Below are 21,883 nucleotides of genomic sequence, written 5' to 3'. Positions count from 1 at the left end.
GATCGGATCCACAGACAAGTAAGTGGTATAATTATTTTGAAAACGATGTACCAGAAATGGTCATCAGGCTTCAAAATCACCCAGGAACTTCACCTCCGGTTCCAGCGTAACTCCATATTTCTTATAAACGATATCCCTGACATTATCCATCAGCGTGCGGACATCCCTGGCAGTTGCACCGCCTGCATTGATCACAAAGCCACAGTGTTTCTCAGAAACCTGTGCACCACCTACCTGATATCCAGCAAGACCGCTGTCCATGATCAGCTTACCTGCAAAATATCCCTCCGGTCTCTTAAAGGTACTTCCAGCACTGGGATACTCCAACGGCTGTTTGGTGGTACGACGGATCGTCAGATCTTTCATGGTCTCACGGATCACTTCCGGATTTCCCTCCTTCAGCTGCAGCTTTGCTTCCAGCACGATATAACCTGCGGTTTTGATGATGCTGGTACGATATCCCAGTTCCAGTTTATCTGCCGGAAGGGTAACGATCTCTCCCTCCTCATCCATCACAGTTACCTCTGTGAGAACATCCTTCATTTCGCCGCCATAGGCACCTGCATTCATCACAACCGCACCGCCCATAGTTCCCGGGATCCCGCCTGCAAACTCAAAGCCTGTAAGAGCTGCATTTTTTGCTGCTGCTGCCACCGATGAAAGCAGCGCACCTGCCTGTACGGTAATCTCTGTTCCTTCTACGGTAACGGCAGACATATTTTTGTAGATCTGGATAACCGCGCCACGGTAACCGCCGTCTCCTACCAGAAGATTACTTCCGTTTCCGAGGATAAAATAAGGGATCGCACTTTCTTTACAGATTTTTACGATACGCCCCACATCTGTGTCTTTATCCGGCATCAGAAAATAATCCGCCGGACCTCCGATCTTAAAAGTTGTATGACGGCTCATTGCTTCGCCTGTAAAAACACGTTCTTCTCCAAGAAGATCGCAGAACTTTTTTATGATTTCTGAATTCACTTTTTATTTCCTCAGTCTTTCTGTTTTATTTCTGTAAAGCAGACATTACTGTTCCGCCTTGACTCATGCTCATGAACTGGATCTGTCCGTGATCTGCGCTCAATTTCTCATTTGCTGTCAGCTGTGTGAAACGTTTCCGGCTGACAGTATATCCCGCACAACTTCTCCCGCCAGCAGATATCCCGCAGTCCCTGTTACAAAGGAAATATTTCCTTCGGCAGGCTTCTTCACCATAGTTCTTCTCCGTCTGAAAAGCTTTTCTTTTGCCGGTTGTTCTCTGGAATACAGTACTTTGAGTTTACGTATTCCCTGTTTACGCAGTTCTTTTTTTATGATCCTGGCCGCCGGGCATACTGTGGTCCTGCTGATATCCGCAACCTCAAGTCTAGACGGGTCTATCTTGTCCCCGATGTCCAGGCAGGAGATCACAGGCACACGTCCCTCCCTTGCTCTGCTGATCAGAAGCAGTTTTGACGACAGTGTTCCCATTGTATCCACAATATAATCAAAGGAACGTAATTCAAACATTCCCGCAGTCTCCTCATTATAAAAGGTTTCGTAGGTATGCACCAAAATATTCTCATCAATATCCCGGATTCTCTTCTTGGCCGCCTCTACCTTGCTCATTCCCAGAGTAGAATGAAGTGCCAGCACCTGGCTTCCGATATTCGTCAATGTGATCTTTTCATGATCGATCAGTGTCAGACTCCCCACACCGCAGCGCGCAAGTGACTCTGCCACCTGTGATCCGGCTCCGCCAAGACCGAATACTGCAATTTTCGCCCTGCTGAGTTTTTTTACACCTGTATTTCCAACGAGCAATTCCATACGTGAAAAAGCATCCTGCATATCCGTCCTCCTGACACTGTTTTTTCTTTTGATTGAGAAAGACAGCGCCTGTCCGCCGCTGTCTATATTCCTTTTTATTATACTATCTCTGTCCGTAAATGTACAGATATTCTTGTTTTTTAAGATTTTCGCATAAAAAATTTATATTTTCTCATACTATTCCCATACAATCCCACAAGGAGGTTCTGTCCATGCTTCAACAGCTGATTCTGTGCTTTATCGGTTTCTGTGCCGGGATCATCGTTGCAGGAGGTGTCTCCGGACTGCTGATCGGCCTTTCCATTGTTCCCCGCTATGCAGGTATCACGCATACAGCTGACCAGATTTTTCTTTATGAAGATCTGACACTTCTGGGAACAGTTGCCGGAACCGTCGTCACCCTGTTTCCGATCAGAATTCCGCTGGGACCTTTTTTCCTGGCTGTCTGCGGAGTATTTTTCGGAATTTTCCTGGGCGGCTGGATCCTTGCACTGGCAGAAATCGCAAAAGTCTTTCCCGTCTTTGCCAGACGGCTGAAGCTCTCTCAGGGGCTTTCTCCGGTAATAATTTCCATTGCTGCCGGAAAAGCCCTGGGCTCCCTGTTTTATTATGCCATGAGCTGGATGTAATTCTTACTGTCACTCTACCATCTCACGAAAGGATTTTCCATATGCAAAATATCAACCCAAAAAAATATGAACAATATGTCAAGCAGCTTACTCCCACCCACAGTCTGCCGCTGAATATGGCAAAAGCTTTTCTCACAGGCGGACTGATCTGTCTTCTTGGACAGGTTATCTTAAACACAGCACAGGCTCTCGGTGCAGATGCTTCCGATTCCAGAACCTGGTGTTCTGTCCTTCTCATTCTCTTAAGCGTCCTTCTCACAGGCTTTGGTATTTATCCCAAAATCGGCAAATTCGGCGGTGCAGGAAGTCTTGTTCCCATTACCGGATTCGCCAACTCAGTGGCTGCATCCGCCATTGAGTTCCGGGCAGAAGGACAGGTTTTCGGCATAGGATGCAAGATCTTTACTATTGCAGGTCCTGTGATCCTCTACGGCATCTTAAGCGCCTGGGGACTGGGTGTGATCTATTATATCCTAAAGATCCTGGAGGTGATATCATGAGCAAAAATCTCAGACTTGGCGCAGCCAGCATTGCATTTTCACAGCCTTTGTATATCGAAAGCGCCGCATCCATCGTCAGTCAGAAAGAGGCGGACGGTCCTCTTGGAGATCTTTTTGACCTGGTCTGTGAAGATCCCATGTTTGGCTGTGACACCTGGGAATCTGCGGAAAGCACACTGCAGAAAGAAACTGCCACTCAGGCCATAAGCAAAGCCGGACTGAGCTCCGAAGATATCCATCTGATGTTCGCCGGAGATCTTCTCGCTCAGACATCAGCCACCTGTTTCGGCTCCGCTGGACTTGGAATTCCCTTTTACGGTCTTTACGGCGCCTGCTCCACCATAGGGGAAGCACTTTCTCTCGGTTCCCTTGCTCTGACCGCCGGATTCGGCACACGAGTCTTATGTGCCACCTCCAGCCATTTCGCAAGTGCGGAAAAAGAATTTCGTTTTCCTCTGGGATACGGAAACCAGCGGCCGTTTTCTGCCACCTGGACAGTAACCGGAAGCGGTGCCTGTATCCTAAGTACATCTCCTCCCGGAGAAAAAGCTCCTCTGCGCTCCGGCAAAGGCTGTGCTGCTATCACTGGCCTTACTGCCGGCCGTGTGATGGATTACGGTCTCAGGGATTCCATGAACATGGGAGGCTGTATGGCTCCTGCAGCCTGCGATACCATTGCACGAAGCTTTTCGGATTTCGGGCGGACGCCTTCGGATTATGATGCCGTCTTTACCGGGGATCTGGGAATCATCGGGCAGAAAATTCTCCTGGATCTTCTGGAGGAACAAAATATCCGGCTTTCTCCCATTCATAAAGACTGCGGTATCCTGATCTATGACAATCCTTCTCAGGACACTCACGCAGGAGGAAGCGGCTGCGGCTGTTCTGCTGTAGTCCTTGCCTCCTACATCCTTCCGAAGATTGTATCCGGAGAATGGAAGCGGATCCTTTTTGTACCAACAGGAGCGCTTCTTTCCAAAGTAAGCTTTAATGAAGGTGACAGTATTCCGGGTATTGCCCACGGAGTTGTCATCGAGCATATGGAGGTATGAGCATGGATTACTTTAACGCATTCTGGTTCGGCGGCCTTGTCTGTGCCCTGATTCAGATCCTTCTGGACAAGACAAAGCTGATGCCTGGCCGTGTGATGGTACTTCTGGTATGTAGCGGCGCCCTGTTAAGTGCCGTTGGCGTCTACCGGCCGCTGGTGGATTTTGCAGGTGCCGGGGCCTCCGTCCCGCTGATCGGTTTCGGACATGTATTATGGGAGGGTATGAAAAAAGCCATTGAAGAAGACGGCATCCTTGGGCTTTTTACAGGAGGCTTCACTGCCTGTGCTGCCGGAGTTTCCTCCGCCCTGATCTTCTCTTATCTGGCCAGTCTCTTCTTCCGTCCAAAAATGAAGAAATAATATTTCGGGAAAGGAGTTTTTCTCATGAGTGATACTCTTTATCTGCAACTGGATCAGAACATTGAAGTCACCAACCCACATGTATATCTTCAGGATATCGCTGCACTTTCCATGAGTGACCCCAAAATCCTCAATCGTCTGCGGGTCATGCCTGTGATCGTTCTGGATGCGAAAAAGCCCGGACGCTATGTGATGTCTGTCTCGGATCTTCTGAAAAAGATCCAGAAGCTGGAACCCTCCATTGATATTTCTCCCATCGGGGAAACGGATTTTATCATCACCTACCGCATCAGCTCTGCCACAGGGAAAATTTTCCGGTATGTGAAAATCCTTTTTGTATGCCTGGTTTCCTTTTTCGGCGCCGCTTTTTCCATTATGACATTTAATAATGACGTAGATATGGGCAGCCTTTTTAGCCAGTTTTACACTCTTGTTACGGGAAAAAGTTCCTCCGGCTTTACCATCCTGGAGATTTCCTACTCCATCGGGATCGGCCTCGGCGTACTGATCTTCTTTAATCATTTCGGGCATCTGAAGCTAAGCGATGATCCCACACCTATGCAGGTGCAGATGCGGACCTATGAGGATGATGTAAACCGGACACTGATCGAACAGGCTGCACGAACAGAAAATCCAGAAACTGACTCATAACCAGAGCCCACTCTCATATCCGTACAATTCCGCCGCCTGTCGCACAAAAAAAGCTCCCTGCAGATTTCTCTGCAAAGAGCTTTTTTTATATAATATGGGTTTACTTTTTTTCTGAAATGATATTTACAGAAGTCCTCCGATAGATAAGAACAGAGGCGCAAATACCAGTGATACAATAGTCATAAGCTTGATCAGGATGTTAATGGAAGGCCCTGATGTATCTTTGAACGGATCGCCGACTGTATCGCCGACAACGGCTGCTTTGTGCGCCTCGCTGCCTTTTCCGCCATGATGACCTGTCTCGATGTATTTTTTTGCATTATCCCATGCACCACCTGCGTTGGACATGAAGATTGCCATCAGTACACCTGTTACAAGCGCACCGGAAAGAAGTCCTCCAAGAGCCTCAACGCCAAGAACAACACCTACGATAACCGGAACAACGACCGCCATGATTCCAGGAAGCATCATCTCGTGAAGAGCTGCTGTTGTGGAGATCGCAACGCATGATTTGTAATCCGGTTTCTCAGTCCCCTTCATGATACCCGGTTTCTCACGGAACTGGCGTCTTACTTCCTCGATCATCTTGTAAGCAGCCTTGGAAACGGATTCCATTGTGAAGGCCGAGAAGAGGAATGTAAGCATACCACCGATAAAGATACCGATCGTAACACGAGGAGCAAGGATATTGATCGCATCCAGATTTACTGCATTCGCATAAGATACAAACAGAGCAAGCGCTGTAAGAGCTGCGGAACCGATCGCGAAGCCTTTACCCATAGCTGCTGTTGTGTTACCTACAGAATCAAGCTTATCTGTGATCTCACGAACTGACTCATCCAGACCTGACATCTCTGCAATACCACCGGCATTGTCAGCGATGGGTCCATACGCGTCAACGGCAACTGTGATTCCTGTTGTGGAAAGCATACCAACTGCTGCAAGAGCGATTCCGTATAATCCATCCACACCGTATGCTACAAAAATACCAACACAGATCAGCAGGATCGGGAATGCTGTAGATTTCATACCTACTGCGATACCACTGATGATAGTTGTAGCTGCACCTGTCTCAGACTGCTCGCCGATTCCCTGAACCGGTTTGTAATCTGCAGATGTGTAATACTCTGTAATGTTTCCGATGATGACACCGACAACAAGACCTGCGATCACAGCAATGGCTGCCTTCATGTCTCCGAAGAGAGTCTTGCTGAGGATCAGGGACACGATGATAACAAGTGCTGCAGATACATAGCTTCCTCTTGTGAGGGCTTTCTGCGGATTGGAATTATCATCACCTTTTACAAAGAATGTTGCAATGATGGATGCGATCAGTCCACAGCCTGCAATAGCCAGCGGATAGAGAACACCGGAAACTGCTCCGGCTACCGCACCAAGTGTAAGGGCAGATACCAGAGATCCTACATAGGACTCAAAAAGGTCTGCACCCATACCGGCAACATCACCTACGTTATCACCTACGTTATCCGCGATAACAGCCGGATTACGAGGGTCATCCTCCGGGATTCCTGCCTCAACCTTACCTACAAGGTCAGCTCCTACGTCAGCTGCCTTTGTATAGATTCCACCACCAACACGTGCAAACAGTGCGATGGAAGAAGCACCAAGGCTGAATCCAGAAAGTACGTCAACGTTCTTTGTGATGATATACACAACGCTGACACCCAGTGCACCAAGACCTGCAACACACATACCCATAACAGCACCGCCGGAGAATGCAATGGAAAGAGCCTTGTTCATTCCTCCCTCTTTTGCTGCATTTGCTGTTCTTACATTAGCCTTTGTTGCAACGGTCATACCGCAGTATCCTGCGATTGTTGAAAACAGAGCACCTACTACGAAGCAGATTGCTGTTACCCAGCTTCCAACTCCGATTCCGATCAGTACAAAAAGTACGGCTACAAAAATAACCAGGATCTTGTACTCTGCTGTTAAGAAGGCGCGGGCACCTTCTGCGATCGCACCTGCGATCTCCTTCATTCTGTCTGTTCCTGCATCCTGCTTGCTGACCTTCGCTGCAAGGTATGCTGCGAACAGAAGTGCCAGTACTGCTGCCACCGGCACCAAATACATGTAGTTTTCCACTCTTTTTACCTCCGTTCATGTATTGTTAATACTTTATCACATTATTTTGCATATTTCAAATAGAATTTTCACTTAGTTTTCTGTTAATATTGTGATATAATAAAATTTTATATAAATGAAATAAATTTTTTTATATTATTGCTCGCATTTTTCCAGTTTCAGACAGCTTATATAATAGGAAGTTTTTTTATATCTCTATTTGGACAAAATTTCCATTTTTCTTTCCAGAAGATTTTTTTCCAATAATTGTTTTTCTGCATTTTCGAATCCAATTCGTTCTATAGTCTCGGCAAAACGTTCTCCCTTTAATCCCTGGTCCTTAAAAAGCAGGATTGCCTTCTCAATAACATCCAGTGCCTCTTCCTCTGACGTAAAGATCCGGTTCAGGGCCTTTCCATGAGAAATTTTCTTTCCCCAGCGTCCACCGATATAGATCTTGAATCCGTAGGTACCGTCCGGGATGGAATGAAATGGACATTTTCCCACACATCTTCCGCAGTGTCTGCAAAGCTCCTCATCAATGTGCAGTTTCCCGTCAACGACCTTCGCCACTTTGTTTGGACATGTAGCTTCAATGGCACATTTTTTACAGCCCTTGCAGGCCTCGCTGTCAAAGTGCGGGATCCTCTGTCCGATGATCCCCACATCGTTCAGATTTGGTTTCACACAGTTATTCGGGCATCCGCCTACTGCGATCTTAAATTTATGCGGCAGTGCAACCTGACGGTAGCCTTTATAGAATCTCCGGAAAATCTCTTCTGAAATTGCATAGGAATCCAGAAGTCCATACTGACAGGTGGTTCCCTTGCAGGATACTACCGGTCGGACCTTTGCTCCTGTTCCTCCTGTCTCCAGACCTTCCTTCGCAATAAATTCCTGAAACTCTTCGATCTTTTCATAGGGGATTCCCTGGATCTCCACGGAGAGCCTGGTCGTGTAGGTAAGATTTCCGTTGCCGAATTTCTCTGCTGCTTCCGCCATACATCTGTGCTGTGCCGCTGTCACCTTTCCGTTTACAGTGATCACCCGTGCAGAAAATTCATCGGTTCCCCGGTTATTTAAAAAACCCTGCCCCTTCAGTCTTTTCTCTTCCTCTTTGCTTACAGTTAATGCTGACATATTTCCTCCTCCTGGTCTCACCGGTATTCCGATACTTTCCCATGGTATCGTTGCCCTGTATTTTGCAATGTTGAAATCGTTTTCACGTACTTCCTACTATACCACTTGAAGATGTATTTGAGAAATGATATTATTTTATAAAAATGATAGGTTTTACCTATATACCAATTTACAATAAAAGGAGATTCCATATGACCATCCGCCATCTCACTGTTTTTGCGGCCGTTGCGGAACAGGGCTCCATGAGTGCTGCTGCCAAACATCTTTATCTTTCCCAGCCAACAGTCAGTCAGGCCGTCCGTGAGCTGGAAGCTCATTATAACGGCCTTCTCTTTGAACGTCTTGGAAAAAAGCTTTATCTCACAGAACGGGGAAAGCTTCTTCTTCCCCATGCCCGTGAAATGATCCGCCAGTTTCAGCAGCTGGAAGAGCTGATGCAGAACCAGGGACAGTCTTCCACCCTGAAGCTTGGCTCCACCCTCACTGTGGGAACCTGCCTGACCCCATCCATTATCCTGGATCTGCAGAAAAAAATCCCGGACCTTGACGTTTACTCCTTTGTCACCAACACGCAAAATATCGAACAGAAGCTTCTGCGTTCTGAGCTGGACGCTGCTGTGGTAGAAGGTGAGATCCATTCCCCGGACCTTGTCGTTCTTCCCATCATCGACGACTGTCTGGTCCTTGCCGCCGGAAAAAAGCATCCGTTTTACCGCAGAGGACGCATCCATGTCCAGGAGCTGAACAACCAGAAATTTGCAGTCCGGGAATATGGAAGCGGTACCAGACAGCTTTTTGAGGACTATACACTTCGCCATGATCTGAAGATCCGGACTGCCTGGGAAGCCAACAGTCCGCAGGCACTGCTGAACGCAGTGCTGTATAACCAGATGCTATCTGTTATGTCCATCCGTCTTATGCCTCATGAGATCCGTCACCGTTCAGTCCGGGTCTTCTGCAACGAAGCAGGGGAATGGAACCGGAAATTCAAGCTGGTCTATCACAAGAATAAGTTTCTTACCCCTGCCATCTTTGAGCTGGAAAAAATCCTTCACACCTATCAGCAGCTGGAACTGCCCTCTGTCATGGGGGTTCTGGAACAGGAATAGGCAGGGGACTTATCTGATTCAGTTAAAAAACGGCCGTACATATCGTTCTTACGATATGTACAGCCGTTTTTCGTTTTTTTTCTCACCCGACAGGGTCGGATCTTTTTCTGAACCGGATATTTAGTTTGATTCGTTGAACACTTTTTTATCCAGCGCACCGTTCTGGTGTGCAACGATGGTTGTGCAGACTGCATCACCGGTAATGTTAACCGCTGTTCTGGTCATATCCAGGATACGGTCAATACCCATGATCAGACCAATTGCCTCAACCGGAAGTCCTACAGAGTTAAATACCATGGTCAGGGTAACAAGACCAACACTTGGTACACCGGCAGTTCCTACGGAAGCAAGGGTTGCAGTTCCGATAACTGTCACATAATCCATCGGACTTAAGTGGATACCGAAGGCCTGTGCCGCAAATACTACGGCAACACCCTGCATGATAGAGGTACCGTCCATATTGATGGTAGCTCCAAGAGGAATGGTAAATGAAGAAATCTTCTTGGAAACACCCACTTTCTTGGACAGAGTATCAATGGACATCGGGATTGTGGCATTGGATGTAGCTGTTGAGAATGCAAATGCCATAACCGGGAAAATTTTCTTGATGAATTTTATTGGATTCAGTCCTGTGAATATCTTCAGCAGAATCTGGTATACGCCGAAGCACTGGATCGCCAGTGCAAGGAGAACACCGATCATATATTTTGCCAGCGGGATAAACGCGCTGAAACCGATGTTTGCAAAGGTTCTGCTGATGAGACAGAATACACCGATCGGTGCAAGTGCCATGATCATCATGGTCATCTCCATCATGATGTCATTGAACTGGCTGAAAAAGTTTGCCACTGTCTCTGCACGCTCTCCCATTTTCGCAAGGATCACACCCACGATCAGGGCAAATACGATAACCTGAAGCATGGTTCCGCTTGCCAGGGAATTGATCGGATTGTCCGGGATGATATTCAGGATAGTATCTGTAAGAGAGGTAGCCTCCATAGTCTCCACCGAGGAAGCGGAGGACTGAATAGAGCTCATATCGAGTCCCACACCCGGATTGATCAGATTACCCACAGTCAGAGCAACAGAAACAGCCAGAGCTGTAGTCGCCAGATAAAATACCAGTGTTCTCACACCTACGGTTCCAAGCTTCTTGGTATCACCGATGGACATACTTCCGCAGACAAGGGAACAGAATACCAGCGGTACAACCAGCATTTTCATCAGACGGATAAATCCCTGTCCGATCACATAAAGGATTCCCTCCACGATCACATCTTTCTTGAAGCTGCTGTCAGGAACCAGGTAACAGAGAATGATTCCCAGTATCGCACCTGCGATCAGCGCCACAAAGATCTTCGTGGTAAGACCCATTTTCTTTTTCTGCTGTGTTTTCTCTTTTATATTTTTTTCTTTCATCCTAGTCCTCCGTTCTTTCATCCATATATTCTTTCAATGATGCTTTCCAGTCCGGCATGTCGTACACTTCAATAATACGGAGGATAAAATTATCAAGGACGGCATAAGGCGGTCTGACAGAAGAAAGATCTGACTGCTCTGTCGGCACGGATCTCAGTTCGATCTCCTTTCCTGCAAGGCGAAGGATCTCTGTTGCAAACTCATAGCGGTTGCATACACCGCTGCAGGTTACGTGATAAGTTCCATATTCGTTGGTATCGATAAGATACAGGATCATTCTTGCCAGATCCTTGGCACTGGTCGGTGATCCGAACTGATCAGAAGCAACGGAAAGTGCCTGGCCTTTTTCTGCTGTCTCCAGCACACGGTTTACAAAATTGTTTCCGCCTTTTCCGTATACCCAGTTGCTTCGGATAATGAAATGTTTGTGTGTAAACTCTTTTACATAGTTCTCTCCGGCTCTCTTGGAACGGCCGTAAACAGTCAGCGGATTGGTATCGTCAAACTCTGTATACGGTTTTTTGCTCTTTCCGTCGAAAACATCATCTGTGGAAAGCTGGACGATCTTTGCCCCGCATTTTCTTGCCACGATGCTTAAGTTTCTTGCTCCCAGTGCGTTGACACGGTATGCATGTTCCGGATTCTTCTCACACTCATCGGTATCTGTGATACCGGTGCAGTTGATGATCACATCCGGACGGTTAATGGAACCGAAGTTGATCACTTCATCTGTGTCTGTGATATCCAGCTCATCAAGATCTGTGTTCAGAGTCTCGATCTGCATTGGATCCAGAACATCATTCAGTGCCCGTCCGATCTGTCCGTTGGCACCTGCGATCCATACTTTTAACATCTTTCTACCTCCCTGGTGTAATATGTGTGATACATAAAATAAAGAGACATCGATTTAGATCAAAACCAATGCCCCTTTAACCTATATACTGTAATATATTTTATCAATATCACAAAAAGCTGTCAAGAAAAAAGCCCCTGTTTCCATAAGGTTCCTGCTGCTGATGTTACTGCCCACCGGCAGTATTTCCGCAAGATGTTTTTTGTGAACAGAATTTACAGAAATCCTGAGAACCGGTAGTTACATAACTCCCGATTTTGTATTGTAAATTCTGTCCCATGAATTATAATCTAAACAGAAGATCATCAAAAAATACATACAAAGGAGAAACTTATGAAAAAGCTAAAAAAATTAACATCTCTGCTATTTCTGTTCTGCTGTCTTTGCTTCTGTCTGATCCTGTTTCCGCAGACAGCTCGGGCAGGCTCTCTTACGCCAACCGCACAGGACAATCTCAATGTCAGGTTACGCCGTACCTCTGACCTTGTTCCTGTTTCCGGCGGATACATGAGGCTCTTCCACCAGAAAAATTCTATCGGCGTTGAATACTATGATAATGATCTGAAGATCAGAAGCAAACGCAAGATCAACATGGAGCTTCCGCTGTGGGGTGGCTTTTATGCCGGATCTGACGGATATTATCTGGTAGAAGGCCAGACAAACAACAAGGAAAACGATTCCGCTGAGGTTATCCGCGTCATCCGCTACGATATAAACTGGAAACGAACCGGTGCGGCAGCAATTACCAGTAACCCTGAGCTTTTTGGCGGTGAGGTCCGCACGCCCTTTGACTATGGCTGTGTGGAAATGACAGAAAGCAACGGCAAGCTCTATGTTGTTACCGGTCACGAAGGATATGTGGATTCCTCTGTCGGTCGGGGACATCAGGGCTTCCTTATGGCCGAGATCGACCAGGCAACCATGAAAGGAAAGATCGTTTCCTGCGATCTGTGGCATTCCTTTGCACAGTATATCAAATCACATGGTTCTTATCTCTACGTACTGGAGCAGAGTGAGGGTTCACGATGTACAAAGCTTTCCAGATATGACAGCAATACACTTGACTGCACCACCATAGAACTTTTGCCATACGGAGGCTCACGTACTTCTGTGTGGGCACTGGCCTGCTACGCAAGCGTTGACGGCATGGCTGTTTCCTCTGACAGTGTATTATGCGTCGGCACTTCCATCGATCAGTCCAAATATGATAAGGTATCTGAAAACACGCCTCATAATCTTTATCTGTCCGTCACACCAATATCTGACTTTTCCGAAAAAGCAACCGCTACCAGGAAGCTTACCAACTTTACAGGCGGAGGAAAAAGCTTTGCGGGCGTAAAGATCACCAAAATAAATGACAACCGTTTTATGATTTCCTGGGAGGAATACGTTTCCGACGATGACAGAAAAAGCTCTTCCGCTAACGATCCGCTCTCTTCCAGCACCCTTCATTATCTTTTTGTGGACGGAAAAGGAAAGAGCCTCAGCAAAGAGTTTACAACAGCTGCTCCGATTTCTGACTGTCAGCCTGTGGTAAAGGATTCCAAGGTCGTTTATTATGCTTCAAACTCCAACACCTTGAACTTTTATTCCATTAATTCCGACAACGGAAAAGCTGACAAAAAAACTTACCATATTGCAGGTGACAACGCAACCTGGAATTTCAAAAATGGTATCCTTACGATCTCCGGCTACGGACCACTTTCTATTTCCACAGAGGAAAACAACAGGTACCCGGTCTCTTCAACAAACGGCTGGTTTTCCTTCTCCAGCGATTCTTCCTGGAAAGCTATCAAAAACCAGATCAGAAAAGTCATAATAAAACCCGGGATCACAAGTATTTCTGAAAGGGCCTTTGTTTATCTTCCTGAGCTGAAAGAGGTGGACATCCAGAAAGGGGTCACAAAGATCGGAAAAGAAGCTTTCGCCTACTGTGACAAGCTATCCAGGATCAACATACCTGATACCGTTAAAAGCATTGGAATGGATGCTGTGTGGTGCGGCTATTACTGGTCTGACAGTTCTCATGCATATTTTTGCAAGATCCATGCTCCGTACGGCTCTTACGCAGTTACATATGCCAAGAAAAACAATATCAGCTACGCATGCAATATTTCCGGTGCAGCTGTAACAGGGATCAAAAAAACATATACTTATACAGGCTCTGACATAAAGCCCGTTCCAACCGTAACTCTTGGAAAAGCAAAGCTCTCTGGCATCAATGATTATCATGTGACATACCAGAACAATAAAAAAGCAGGAACCGCTACTCTGAAGATCATCGGCGATAACCATTTCTACGGAACCATCACCTTAAATTTCCAGATTACTCCTGCTGCCACACCAAAGCCACAGACTGCAAAAACATTCCGGGATGCTTATAATGTCTACACAGTCAACGCCACCGGAACTTCCGTAGCACTGAAGGGACCGCGTTCACGCAATACTGTCACTGCAAAGATTCCGGCCACTGTCAAAGCTAACGGAAAAACCTACAAAGTCACGGCCATTGCAGCCAATGCCTTCAAAAACTGTAAAAACCTGAAACAGGTAACGATTTCAGGAAATATCACAAGCATAGGTGCCGGAGCCTTCCAGGGATGCACAAGTCTTCGTACTGTAAAAATCGGTTCCCGAGTTTCTGTGATCGGCACGAAAGCTTTCTGTGACTGTAAGGCCCTTACCTCTGTCACCATACAGACAGGACGTCTTACTTCCAAAAGCTCAGGTAAATATATCTTCACAAGAGCAGGTCAGAATAATTACAAAAAACTGACTGTAAAAGTTCCGGCAAACAGGCTTTCCTCTTACAAAAAGCTGTTTCAGAGCCAGGGTCTGTCCACACAGGCCAGGGTTATCAAATAGTCAGGATCGTACCTTGCATTTCCACGCCCCTTATGCTATACTCAATTCCGCTGCAAAAGCCCGCAAAAACCAAGGTCGTACAGGGCTTACACGGCGGTCACCGCCTATAAATGTGCCGAGTGTTCGTGACCTTCCACTCGTAAAACAAAACTAAAGGAGAATAAAAAACATGAAAAACAAAGGTACTCATTTTCTGGTACAGGGAGCTGCCATAGCAGCTGTATATGTTGTCCTGACACTGGTATTCGCGCCACTTAGCTTCGGTGAAGTTCAGATCCGGTTTTCCGAGGCACTGACTGTACTTCCGTTCTTCACACCGGCTGCCATCCCGGGACTGTTCGTGGGATGTATCATCGCCAATCTTCTTGGTGGTGCGATTCCGGTTGACATCATTTTCGGAAGCATTGCCACACTTATCGGTGCACTCTTTACCTACAAGCTTCGCAGTACAGGCAAATGGACAGCCCCGATCCCGCCTATCGTTTCCAACATTGTGATCGTTCCTCTTGTGCTTCGTTACGGATATGGCATTAACCTTCCTATCCCGTTTATGATGCTCACAGTAGGAGCCGGCGAATTTATCTCAGCCGGTGTGATCGGTATGATCCTTCTTGGAGCGCTTTCCAAATACAAAAATGTACTTTTTCATAAAAAAGCAGCAGTCTGACTAAATCTGCTGCCCACAAAAAGGAGCCATGAGAAAACAGCAGCATTTCTCATGGCTCCCTTTTATTTTTTCTCTGCGGATTCCTGCAGACTGCGCAGGATCTTTTTTTCCATTCTGGATACCTGTACCTGGGATACTCTAAGCTCACGGGCAATCTCCATCTGGGTCATGTTCTGAAAATACCGCATATAGATCAGCCTCCGTTCCTTTGCCTCCAGAGTCCCCAGTATCTCTTCCAGAAAAATCCTATCCAGTGCTTTTTCCTGCCGATTTTCTTTTTCCGGGAGCTTGTCCATCAGAGAAATCTCCGTTCCCTCACCCTGATAGATCGTTTTGTGAAGAGATTCCACCTCTGCACCGGATTCCATAGTCATTACCAGTTCTTCTATGGAAATTCCCATTTCCGCTGCCATTTCCTCCGTCGTAGGTTCCCGCTCCAGCCGGCGCGTCAGTGCTTCTCTCACCTGATAGATCCTGTAGTGATTTTCCTTCAGAGAACGGCTTACCTTCAGTATCCCGTCGTCCCTGAGATAACGTTTGATCTCTCCGATGATCATGGGAACTGCATAAGTAGAAAATTTCACATCATAGGACATGTCAAACTTATCCACTGCTTTCAGAAGTCCGATGCTGCCGATCTGGAACAGATCCTCCATCTCCACCCCACGTCCCAGAAAACGCTTTGCCACACTGTATATCAGTCCTGTATTTTCCTCAAACAAAAGATCTCTTGCCGCTTTATCCCCCTGGTGTGCACGCCCGATGAGGACAAGAGTACGATCCATAGTTACCTCCTGATGATCTTTTTCATGTGCACTGTAGTTCCACGGCCAACCTCCGATTCCACCTGAAGCTCATCCATAAACGCCTCCATGAATGTAAACCCCATACCGGAGCGGTCTTTATCCGCCTTTGTGGTAAACAAAGGCTCCATGGCTTTTTTGATATCCGGGATCCCGGCTCCGTGATCTGTCACATCTACCTGAAGTTCCTGCCCCCGGAGACGACATTCTACCCGGATCTTATGTATCTCTCCTTCATACCCGTGTATGATACAATTGGTCACTGCCTCCGATACTGCGGTCTTCAGATCCGAAATTTCCTCCAGCGTAGGATTCAGCTGTGTGCAGAATGAAGCCACAGCCACTCTTGCCAGTGCTTCATTTACCGGTCTGCTGTCAAAAATGATCGTCATTTCATTTGTGTTTTCCATCATAAACACCCTCCTGTTCACCTGCCGATTTTTCAATTCCACAGATTTCAATATATTTTCCCACTCCGGATAGCCGCAGAAGCTTTGCAATATGACTGTTCACATTGATAACCTGCACACATTTCCCTCTCATGCCAAGTGCCCGGTACCTCCCCATCAGCAGACCGATCCCTGAACTGTCCATAAAAACGGTCTCTGAGAAATCAAAAATCATATTTTTTATATAGTCATGTCCGATAATCCGGTCTGAATCTCTCCGAATCTCGTCAGAAGCCGGATGATCCAGTTCCGCCGGAAGATGTACAGTCAGCACGGTTCCGGATTTTTCAAAACCTGATGTCATTCTATCATTCCCCCATTTTTGATTTTTTATTCCATTTTTAATGACCAAAGGGTAAAAAAAGGGAATGTGCCAACGCACATTCCCCTTATCCGAGGTTTCTCCTCTGTATGAGTTATGATCTTTTTTATTCTGTATAACTTCCATCGTAAGAGGAATCCTCATATCCTCCGTCACTGTAGCTGCTGTCTTCTCCGATATCTCCGTCAGAGCTCTGTGTATCTTCTCCATCCGAAGCTGCGGCATCAGCTCCAGCTGTTCCATCTGTGCTGCTGTCATCACCGGACGTTCCGTCAGAAGCTCCGCTCTCGACCCCGCTTACACCGGTCTTTCCGCTGATAGTATTATAGATTCCCTTTGCAGAATCTGACAGTGTATCCACATATACCTTCTGGAGTTCCAGCGCCGCTGTATCCAGATCATCCTGCTGCATGGCAGTATATGCATTAAACAAAGCTTCATAGCTCTGACTGCGTTTCTGCTCTTCCTCTGCCTGCTTGGCAACTGCATCTGCCGTATCACTGGACTGGGCAGCTTCTCCCTGAGCTTTGGTAAGCTCCACGCTCTGGCTGGAAAGAGAATCACTGTACTGTATGATCTGCTGATTGGCCTGCCTGTAAATATCCTGTTTCACAGCCGGCAGTACAAGGAGCCAGAATGCTGCCGCTCCTGCCGCAAATCCAAGTACCGTGGTAAAGAAAAGTGATATCTTTGATCTTTCTTTATAAGACGACGGCCTTACAACGATTTCTCCTGAAATATTATCATTCTCATTTTTTTCATTTCCAAACAAGCCCTTACGCCGTTTTTCCATCTTTGTGGTAACACCCGTCTGCTCGTCAACTTCACGCAGGAAACGAAGTGTGGTGGTATTGGTCTTGTCGATCCTGGCTGCTTTTTTCAGGGTTCTTCTTGCCTTATTCCACTCCTGATTCTTCATCTGGATCAGAGCAAGAAGATGATACCCCTTGATCAGCTTGGGATTCTGGGACAGGATCTTTTTCAGGCGGATGGCCGCCATATCCTCATGGCCTTCCCTGCACATGGCGAGGGCATTGTTATATTTCTTGATGCTTTCGTTGATCGTTTCCAGTTTGTTCTGGTTTGCCTGAAGCCTGGCAATATATTCTGAAGCCAGATTTCGGTTCTTCTGGATATTCTTGCTAATGACCCACTCACTCAGTGCGGCAACCACCTCACCGGTCTCAAAATATACAAGACCAAGAAGATTTCTTGCACGGATATTCCGTTTGTCATAGGCAAGACTCTGCTTCAGACAGCTGATCGCCCCGGACAGATCCCGGATGCTGGCTTTTTCCAGCCCCTGGTTATAATAAAGCTTGGAAAGGTAATCCACCTTCTTCTGAATCAGTACATTGGCTCCACAGTGCGGACAATAATCCAGATCTGTATCTGTCAGGAACGCTCCACAGTTTATGCAGTTCATTCACTTCTCCTTATCTTACACGTCTGTTGCTCTTGACCTCACGCAGCATCTCCTGGAGTACATCCATGATATCTGTGATCTCCCGGTCATAAATGGCACCTTCTACATCTGCCACATCCAGACATGGTTCAAATTTCTTCAGTTCCTCTTCGTAATCGATCATAATTTTTTCCTCCTGATCACAGCCTTGATCTCACCGACCAGATAAAGGGATCCTACACAGAACAGCATTCCATCCTCGCCTTTTTCCTTTACTGCCCGTTCAAAAGCTGCTGGAACATCCTCTATTGCTTCCACTTCCGGTACTCCGTCTTCACGGAAGATCTCCGCAAGCTCTTCTACCGGAACTTTACGATATCCGCCTACCTGTGTGACGATCACATGTCGGAAACGGATCCTGGTACAGATCGTGCGGATCATATCCGTATAGTCCTTGTCATCCACTGCGGAAAACAGCAGAGTCAGAGGAAATTCCTTCTGGAAATGTTCTGCTGTCTCTACAAACTTCTCGACACCGTCTTCGTTATGTGCGCCATCCACGATCACACCCGGAAGAACCGTTTCCATCCTTCCCTGCCAGCGTGTTTTTGCCATACCGGCCTTCAGCGCCTCCAGAGATACCGGGATCTGATCTTCCAGTACCTGAATGGTTTTCACCGCAAGAGCTGCATTCATAACCTGATAACGAGCGATAAACGGTATATCAAATACGGTATCGCCATATGTCTCGTCCTTAAGAGAAAACCTGATTCCGTCCTTTGTGATCTTATGGATTTCTGTATCCTCCCGTTTCAGCTCATAATATGGACATCCCAGCTTCTCTGCATGCTCACGCATCACTCCGGCCGCATCCGAATCATTTCCATCGTAGATCACCGGAACACCCGGCACCATGATCCCTGCCTTCTCTCCTGCGATCTCGGAAACTGTATTTCCAAGATACTGCATATGATCGAGGCTGATGGATGTGATCACACAGGCTGCCGGATTCTCCACAGCAGTGGTTGCATCCAGACGTCCGCCAAGACCGGTCTCCAGTGTTACATAATCCACGCCGGCTTCTGCAAAGATCACCATTCCCATCAGAAGGAGTGTCTCGAAATAGGTGGGATGATAGCTTCCCTCCGCAACCAGCTCATCGGAAAGCTTTTTAACTTTTTCAAAAGCACGAAGGAAGGTATCGTCATCGATCACTTCCTCGTTGATCTGAAAACGCTCGTTGATCTCCACCAGATGAGGAGATGTAAAAAGTCCGCAGGAATATCCTGCTTCCCGAAGGACCGATGTGATAAAAGCACAGGTACTTCCCTTTCCGTTGGTTCCTGCCACATGGATCACACGGAATTTCTCCTGCGGATCTCCAAGTCTTCTTAAGCATTCTCTGGTATGGTCCAGGCTGTTCTTAGTAGTAAATCTCGGTATATCTTCAATATACGCAACTGCTTCTTCGTAATTCATAAAAAAAACCATCACTTATCTATAATGTATTCGTAAAGAACTTTTGGGGAGAAAAGCTTCTCCCCTCCTGTTCGTTACGATACCATTATATAATAGTGGTGGAAGATGTCCAGTCCTAATCGTAATATTTTATCCGACATTTTTTGTATCGGAGTATTTTTTCTATGCCATTTACTGGTTGTCTGTACTGTTTTCTTCACCGGAATCTTCTGTGGATCCCGTTTCTAACGCTATATCCGTTTCCTCCGTTAGCCCTGTATCAGAACTGCTCTTTTCACTGTCAAGCTTCCACTTGCTGTCAGCAAGCAGTGCATAAACTGCCCGGTCATGGCTCTTTGTCATGGCCTTTCTGGTGGAACTGTTGCTTCGCTGCACTACCGAGAGCCGGTCAAAATCATCCAGTTCCTTTCCGGTAATGATCAGCTTGGTAGGATTCACGTAAACCGTATCGTACCATTCTCCGTTGATCTTGACCTGGCTGGATGGCGTAAAGTTTGTTCCCTGGATATAATAGGTGTGATCCATCTCAGACACAACCTGAATCGAATCCAGTGTGGTATCATAGATTCCCATACGCATCTTTGTCCGCTCAAAAGGATTCTCTCCGTCATATGTATACTGTTTTCCGTAGAGAAGATCGTACTGCAGGGTCTCCAGATCCACCTGATAATTTTTGGTGTTTCTTCTTGCCTGGTGATACTTGAAAACATTTCCCTCATGGATTCCTACACGATCCATAACCTCTGCTGCCATCTGGTATGCCGCAAGATTTTCTTTCTTTTTCTTAAGTCCGAAATTATCCCACATCACATACTCTGTCTGGAACAGATATTTATTCTCCACATCCTCCACGGTCAGTCCCATGGTTGGAAGGTGATCACCATACATGACAAGCACCACATCCTCCGGATAATCTTCCAGCTTATCAGTAAGCTCCTTGACAAAATTATCCATCTCGTGGATCTGATTTACATAATACTCCCACTTATTGTTCAGCTCGTCAGTAGGTGCCCCGGAAACTGTGATCTCCGGATTTTCCAGTACCGGTTCTGAAGGATAATCTCCATGTCCCTGCACGGAAATAGTATATACATAATCAGGTCCTTCTGTGGAATCCAGACACTTGACGATCTCATCGGTGAGGACACTGTCCTTTGTCCAGCCCAACGGGTTCTTCTGGTTTTCATCCTTCATGTACTCTGCCGAAGTGAAGGTATCAAATCCCAGATTCGGAAAAATGCTTCTTCTTCCGTAGAAATTCGCCTCATTGTTATGTACTGCATGAGCAGTATAGCCCAGATTCTTCAGAACATACGGTGCGCTCTCACAGGTAGTTTCCTTAAGGATACTCTTGTAAGGATACTCTCCTGGTCCAAAATAATGAAGGCTCATTCCGGTAATGGACTCAAACTCGGTATTTGCGGTTCCGGCTCCTACGGAAGGTACCTTATAATATCCGGAGGAATACTCCTTCATCAGCTTTCTGAAATTCGGAATAGGATCTTCTGACAGTTCCAGATAATTTACCAGCGTAGGATCAAAAAAGGACTCCAGCTGCAAAAACAGAATATTCGGATGACTGCCTTCTTTCGTTTCCGGAAGATTTTCTTCCGACTTCTCGATCCTTTTGATCTCACTCTCGGAATAGTCTCTCGGAGCACTGATTCCGGTATTAAAGATCGTCGTTGCCAGACAGTAGGGATATCCGTAATCCTCATAAGCTATGGCAATGTTTCCAAAATAATTGGAAAGAACTCTTTTTTCCAGAGCAAGCTGTGTGATTCCTCCAAATGCAAGAACCCCGACCAGGACCAGCGGAATATTTACCTTATATTTCAGCTTGCCTCTGTACTTCGGCGATCTTATCAGGATGATCAGAAGAATCAGAACTGCAATCCCCAGAAGAACTGCACCTATGGTCATCTGGGTACGGGTCAGATATTTTTTTGCAATACTGAGTCCATCTGTCAGATTCTTCACATCCGGTCCTGTAAACGGTGTGACACGGTTGAGAAGAAGCACACCGTTTACTATTCCCAGAAACAGCCATAAGCTGCCCACAAATATACGCCAGAAAATTCTCTTTCGGAAGAGATAAACAATCAGCATCGTCGTAAAGATAAACGCCGCATTATAAGCAAATACAAGTGGCCTTGTGGTCATGTAGGTCCACGCCTCTGTGAACGAGTGCCTGCATATGGCCTCGATCACAAAGTACAGGACTGCACAGCCCAGAGCCTGAAGTATCAGCGAAATCTTATTGAAAAAGTTACACCACTTCATTAAA

21 protein-coding genes are annotated in these 21,883 nt (G+C 46.5%); 8 read left to right on the top strand and 13 right to left on the bottom strand.

Annotation, left to right across the window (positions count from 1 at the left end):
* Positions 1-63: 63 nt before the first annotated feature.
* Positions 64-981: a UDP-N-acetylmuramate dehydrogenase gene (gene murB, locus CCC17_RS01835; RefSeq protein WP_021650759.1), complete on the bottom strand. Its 918-nt coding sequence runs from the start codon at positions 979-981 to the stop codon at positions 64-66.
* A gap of 117 nt (positions 982-1,098) precedes the next feature.
* Positions 1,099-1,830, bottom strand: a complete 732-nt coding sequence (locus CCC17_RS01830) for a tRNA threonylcarbamoyladenosine dehydratase (protein WP_044961026.1) — start codon at positions 1,828-1,830, stop codon at positions 1,099-1,101.
* Positions 1,831-2,021: 191 nt separating this feature from the next.
* Between CCC17_RS01830 and CCC17_RS01825 the strand changes: the two genes are divergently transcribed.
* The 5 genes from CCC17_RS01825 to CCC17_RS01805 are packed head-to-tail and all read left to right on the top strand — an operon-like array spanning position 2,022 to position 5,000.
* Complete coding sequence (locus CCC17_RS01825; RefSeq protein WP_015526908.1) at positions 2,022-2,438, top strand: stage V sporulation protein AB; 417 nt, start codon at positions 2,022-2,024, stop codon at positions 2,436-2,438.
* Positions 2,439-2,479: 41 nt separating this feature from the next.
* Entirely contained in the window at positions 2,480-2,938 is a 459-nt protein-coding gene (locus CCC17_RS01820) for a SpoVA/SpoVAEb family sporulation membrane protein (protein WP_270388719.1), read from the top strand.
* Positions 2,935-3,990 carry a stage V sporulation protein AD gene (locus tag CCC17_RS01815; protein WP_015526906.1) on the top strand — a complete coding sequence of 352 codons (1,056 nt, stop codon included), beginning with the start codon at positions 2,935-2,937 and terminating at the stop codon, positions 3,988-3,990. The genes CCC17_RS01820 and CCC17_RS01815 overlap by 4 nt, the downstream gene beginning before the upstream one ends.
* Positions 3,991-3,992: 2 nt before the next feature.
* Positions 3,993-4,349: a SpoVA/SpoVAEb family sporulation membrane protein gene (locus tag CCC17_RS01810; protein WP_059085334.1), complete on the top strand. Its 357-nt coding sequence runs from the start codon at positions 3,993-3,995 to the stop codon at positions 4,347-4,349.
* Between the two features lie 24 nt (positions 4,350-4,373).
* Positions 4,374-5,000 (top strand): stage V sporulation protein AA, encoded by a 627-nt coding sequence (locus tag CCC17_RS01805; RefSeq protein WP_015526904.1) that lies wholly within the window; start codon positions 4,374-4,376, stop codon positions 4,998-5,000.
* A 123-nt stretch (positions 5,001-5,123) separates the two neighbouring features.
* Here CCC17_RS01805 and CCC17_RS01800 read toward each other — a convergent pair whose 3' ends face one another.
* Both CCC17_RS01800 and CCC17_RS01795 read right to left on the bottom strand, forming a co-directional pair.
* The gene (locus tag CCC17_RS01800; RefSeq protein ID WP_044961021.1) at positions 5,124-7,106 is read right to left on the bottom strand and encodes a sodium-translocating pyrophosphatase; all 1,983 of its coding nucleotides are present in this window, start codon (positions 7,104-7,106) and stop codon (positions 5,124-5,126) included.
* Between the two features lie 195 nt (positions 7,107-7,301).
* Positions 7,302-8,225, bottom strand: a complete 924-nt coding sequence (locus CCC17_RS01795; RefSeq protein WP_015526902.1) for a 4Fe-4S binding protein — start codon at positions 8,223-8,225, stop codon at positions 7,302-7,304.
* 191 nt (positions 8,226-8,416) lie between these two features.
* On the opposite strand from CCC17_RS01795, the gene CCC17_RS01790 reads away from it, so the two are divergent.
* Positions 8,417-9,334, top strand: coding sequence for a LysR family transcriptional regulator (locus tag CCC17_RS01790; protein ID WP_287082404.1), 918 nt, complete (start codon positions 8,417-8,419; stop codon positions 9,332-9,334).
* A gap of 120 nt (positions 9,335-9,454) precedes the next feature.
* Here CCC17_RS01790 and CCC17_RS01785 read toward each other — a convergent pair whose 3' ends face one another.
* Entirely contained in the window at positions 9,455-10,753 is a 1,299-nt protein-coding gene (locus CCC17_RS01785) for a dicarboxylate/amino acid:cation symporter (protein ID WP_287082402.1), read from the bottom strand.
* Position 10,754: 1 nt separating this feature from the next.
* A complete protein-coding gene (rfbD, locus tag CCC17_RS01780) occupies positions 10,755-11,606 on the bottom strand; it encodes a dTDP-4-dehydrorhamnose reductase (protein WP_118071093.1) in 852 nt (283 codons plus the stop codon).
* Positions 11,607-11,939: 333 nt separating this feature from the next.
* On the opposite strand from rfbD, the gene CCC17_RS01775 reads away from it, so the two are divergent.
* Entirely contained in the window at positions 11,940-14,471 is a 2,532-nt protein-coding gene (locus CCC17_RS01775; protein ID WP_287082400.1) for a leucine-rich repeat domain-containing protein, read from the top strand.
* Between the two features lie 169 nt (positions 14,472-14,640).
* Positions 14,641-15,138 carry a QueT transporter family protein gene (locus tag CCC17_RS01770; RefSeq protein ID WP_287082398.1) on the top strand — a complete coding sequence of 166 codons (498 nt, stop codon included), beginning with the start codon at positions 14,641-14,643 and terminating at the stop codon, positions 15,136-15,138.
* Between the two features lie 62 nt (positions 15,139-15,200).
* Here CCC17_RS01770 and CCC17_RS01765 read toward each other — a convergent pair whose 3' ends face one another.
* From CCC17_RS01765 to CCC17_RS01735, 7 genes are all read right to left on the bottom strand, one after another.
* Positions 15,201-15,923 carry a SigF/SigG family RNA polymerase sporulation sigma factor gene (locus CCC17_RS01765; RefSeq protein WP_287082396.1) on the bottom strand — a complete coding sequence of 241 codons (723 nt, stop codon included), beginning with the start codon at positions 15,921-15,923 and terminating at the stop codon, positions 15,201-15,203.
* Between the two features lie 2 nt (positions 15,924-15,925).
* Positions 15,926-16,351, bottom strand: a complete 426-nt coding sequence (gene spoIIAB, locus CCC17_RS01760; RefSeq protein WP_015526893.1) for an anti-sigma F factor — start codon at positions 16,349-16,351, stop codon at positions 15,926-15,928.
* Entirely contained in the window at positions 16,335-16,694 is a 360-nt protein-coding gene (locus tag CCC17_RS01755; protein ID WP_287082395.1) for an STAS domain-containing protein, read from the bottom strand. The genes spoIIAB and CCC17_RS01755 overlap by 17 nt, the downstream gene beginning before the upstream one ends.
* A 124-nt stretch (positions 16,695-16,818) precedes the next feature.
* Positions 16,819-18,138: a hypothetical protein gene (locus CCC17_RS01750; RefSeq protein WP_287082394.1), complete on the bottom strand. Its 1,320-nt coding sequence runs from the start codon at positions 18,136-18,138 to the stop codon at positions 16,819-16,821.
* 10 nt (positions 18,139-18,148) lie between these two features.
* Positions 18,149-18,301, bottom strand: coding sequence for a hypothetical protein (locus CCC17_RS01745; protein ID WP_021977044.1), 153 nt, complete (start codon positions 18,299-18,301; stop codon positions 18,149-18,151).
* Complete coding sequence (locus CCC17_RS01740) at positions 18,298-19,596, bottom strand: bifunctional folylpolyglutamate synthase/dihydrofolate synthase (protein ID WP_138277132.1); 1,299 nt, start codon at positions 19,594-19,596, stop codon at positions 18,298-18,300. Before CCC17_RS01740 ends, CCC17_RS01745 begins: the two co-directional genes overlap by 4 nt.
* A gap of 171 nt (positions 19,597-19,767) precedes the next feature.
* Entirely contained in the window at positions 19,768-21,879 is a 2,112-nt protein-coding gene (locus CCC17_RS01735; protein ID WP_118624211.1) for an LTA synthase family protein, read from the bottom strand.
* Positions 21,880-21,883 lie beyond the last annotated feature (4 nt).

The sequence above is a fragment of the Blautia sp. LMAG:36 genome (genome assembly GCF_008680535.1).
GTDB classification, from domain to species: domain Bacteria; phylum Bacillota; class Clostridia; order Lachnospirales; family Lachnospiraceae; genus Blautia_A; species Blautia_A fusiformis.
Note: the sequence above shows the minus strand (reverse complement) of the source record. Positions and strands in the feature narration are given on the sequence as shown.

What these genes read in the sequence shown, in the direction of transcription:
- CCC17_RS01830 (WP_044961026.1), bottom strand. Translation starts at nt 1,830, where the DNA reads ATGCAGGATGCTTTTTCACGTATGGAATTGCTCGTTGGAAATACAGGT.
- CCC17_RS01825 (WP_015526908.1), top strand. Translation starts at nt 2,022, where the DNA reads ATGCTTCAACAGCTGATTCTGTGCTTTATCGGTTTCTGTGCCGGGATC.
- CCC17_RS01820 (WP_270388719.1), top strand. Translation starts at nt 2,480, where the DNA reads ATGCAAAATATCAACCCAAAAAAATATGAACAATATGTCAAGCAGCTT.
- CCC17_RS01815 (WP_015526906.1), top strand. Translation starts at nt 2,935, where the DNA reads ATGAGCAAAAATCTCAGACTTGGCGCAGCCAGCATTGCATTTTCACAG.
- CCC17_RS01810 (WP_059085334.1), top strand. Translation starts at nt 3,993, where the DNA reads ATGGATTACTTTAACGCATTCTGGTTCGGCGGCCTTGTCTGTGCCCTG.
- CCC17_RS01805 (WP_015526904.1), top strand. Translation starts at nt 4,374, where the DNA reads ATGAGTGATACTCTTTATCTGCAACTGGATCAGAACATTGAAGTCACC.
- CCC17_RS01795 (WP_015526902.1), bottom strand. Translation starts at nt 8,225, where the DNA reads ATGTCAGCATTAACTGTAAGCAAAGAGGAAGAGAAAAGACTGAAGGGG.
- CCC17_RS01790 (WP_287082404.1), top strand. Translation starts at nt 8,417, where the DNA reads ATGACCATCCGCCATCTCACTGTTTTTGCGGCCGTTGCGGAACAGGGC.
- CCC17_RS01785 (WP_287082402.1), bottom strand. Translation starts at nt 10,753, where the DNA reads ATGAAAGAAAAAAATATAAAAGAGAAAACACAGCAGAAAAAGAAAATG.
- rfbD (WP_118071093.1), bottom strand. Translation starts at nt 11,606, where the DNA reads ATGTTAAAAGTATGGATCGCAGGTGCCAACGGACAGATCGGACGGGCA.
- CCC17_RS01775 (WP_287082400.1), top strand. Translation starts at nt 11,940, where the DNA reads ATGAAAAAGCTAAAAAAATTAACATCTCTGCTATTTCTGTTCTGCTGT.
- CCC17_RS01770 (WP_287082398.1), top strand. Translation starts at nt 14,641, where the DNA reads ATGAAAAACAAAGGTACTCATTTTCTGGTACAGGGAGCTGCCATAGCA.
- CCC17_RS01765 (WP_287082396.1), bottom strand. Translation starts at nt 15,923, where the DNA reads ATGGATCGTACTCTTGTCCTCATCGGGCGTGCACACCAGGGGGATAAA.
- spoIIAB (WP_015526893.1), bottom strand. Translation starts at nt 16,351, where the DNA reads ATGGAAAACACAAATGAAATGACGATCATTTTTGACAGCAGACCGGTA.
- CCC17_RS01755 (WP_287082395.1), bottom strand. Translation starts at nt 16,694, where the DNA reads ATGACATCAGGTTTTGAAAAATCCGGAACCGTGCTGACTGTACATCTT.
- CCC17_RS01750 (WP_287082394.1), bottom strand. Translation starts at nt 18,138, where the DNA reads ATGAACTGCATAAACTGTGGAGCGTTCCTGACAGATACAGATCTGGAT.
- CCC17_RS01745 (WP_021977044.1), bottom strand. Translation starts at nt 18,301, where the DNA reads ATGATCGATTACGAAGAGGAACTGAAGAAATTTGAACCATGTCTGGAT.
- CCC17_RS01740 (WP_138277132.1), bottom strand. Translation starts at nt 19,596, where the DNA reads ATGAATTACGAAGAAGCAGTTGCGTATATTGAAGATATACCGAGATTT.
- CCC17_RS01735 (WP_118624211.1), bottom strand. Translation starts at nt 21,879, where the DNA reads ATGAAGTGGTGTAACTTTTTCAATAAGATTTCGCTGATACTTCAGGCT.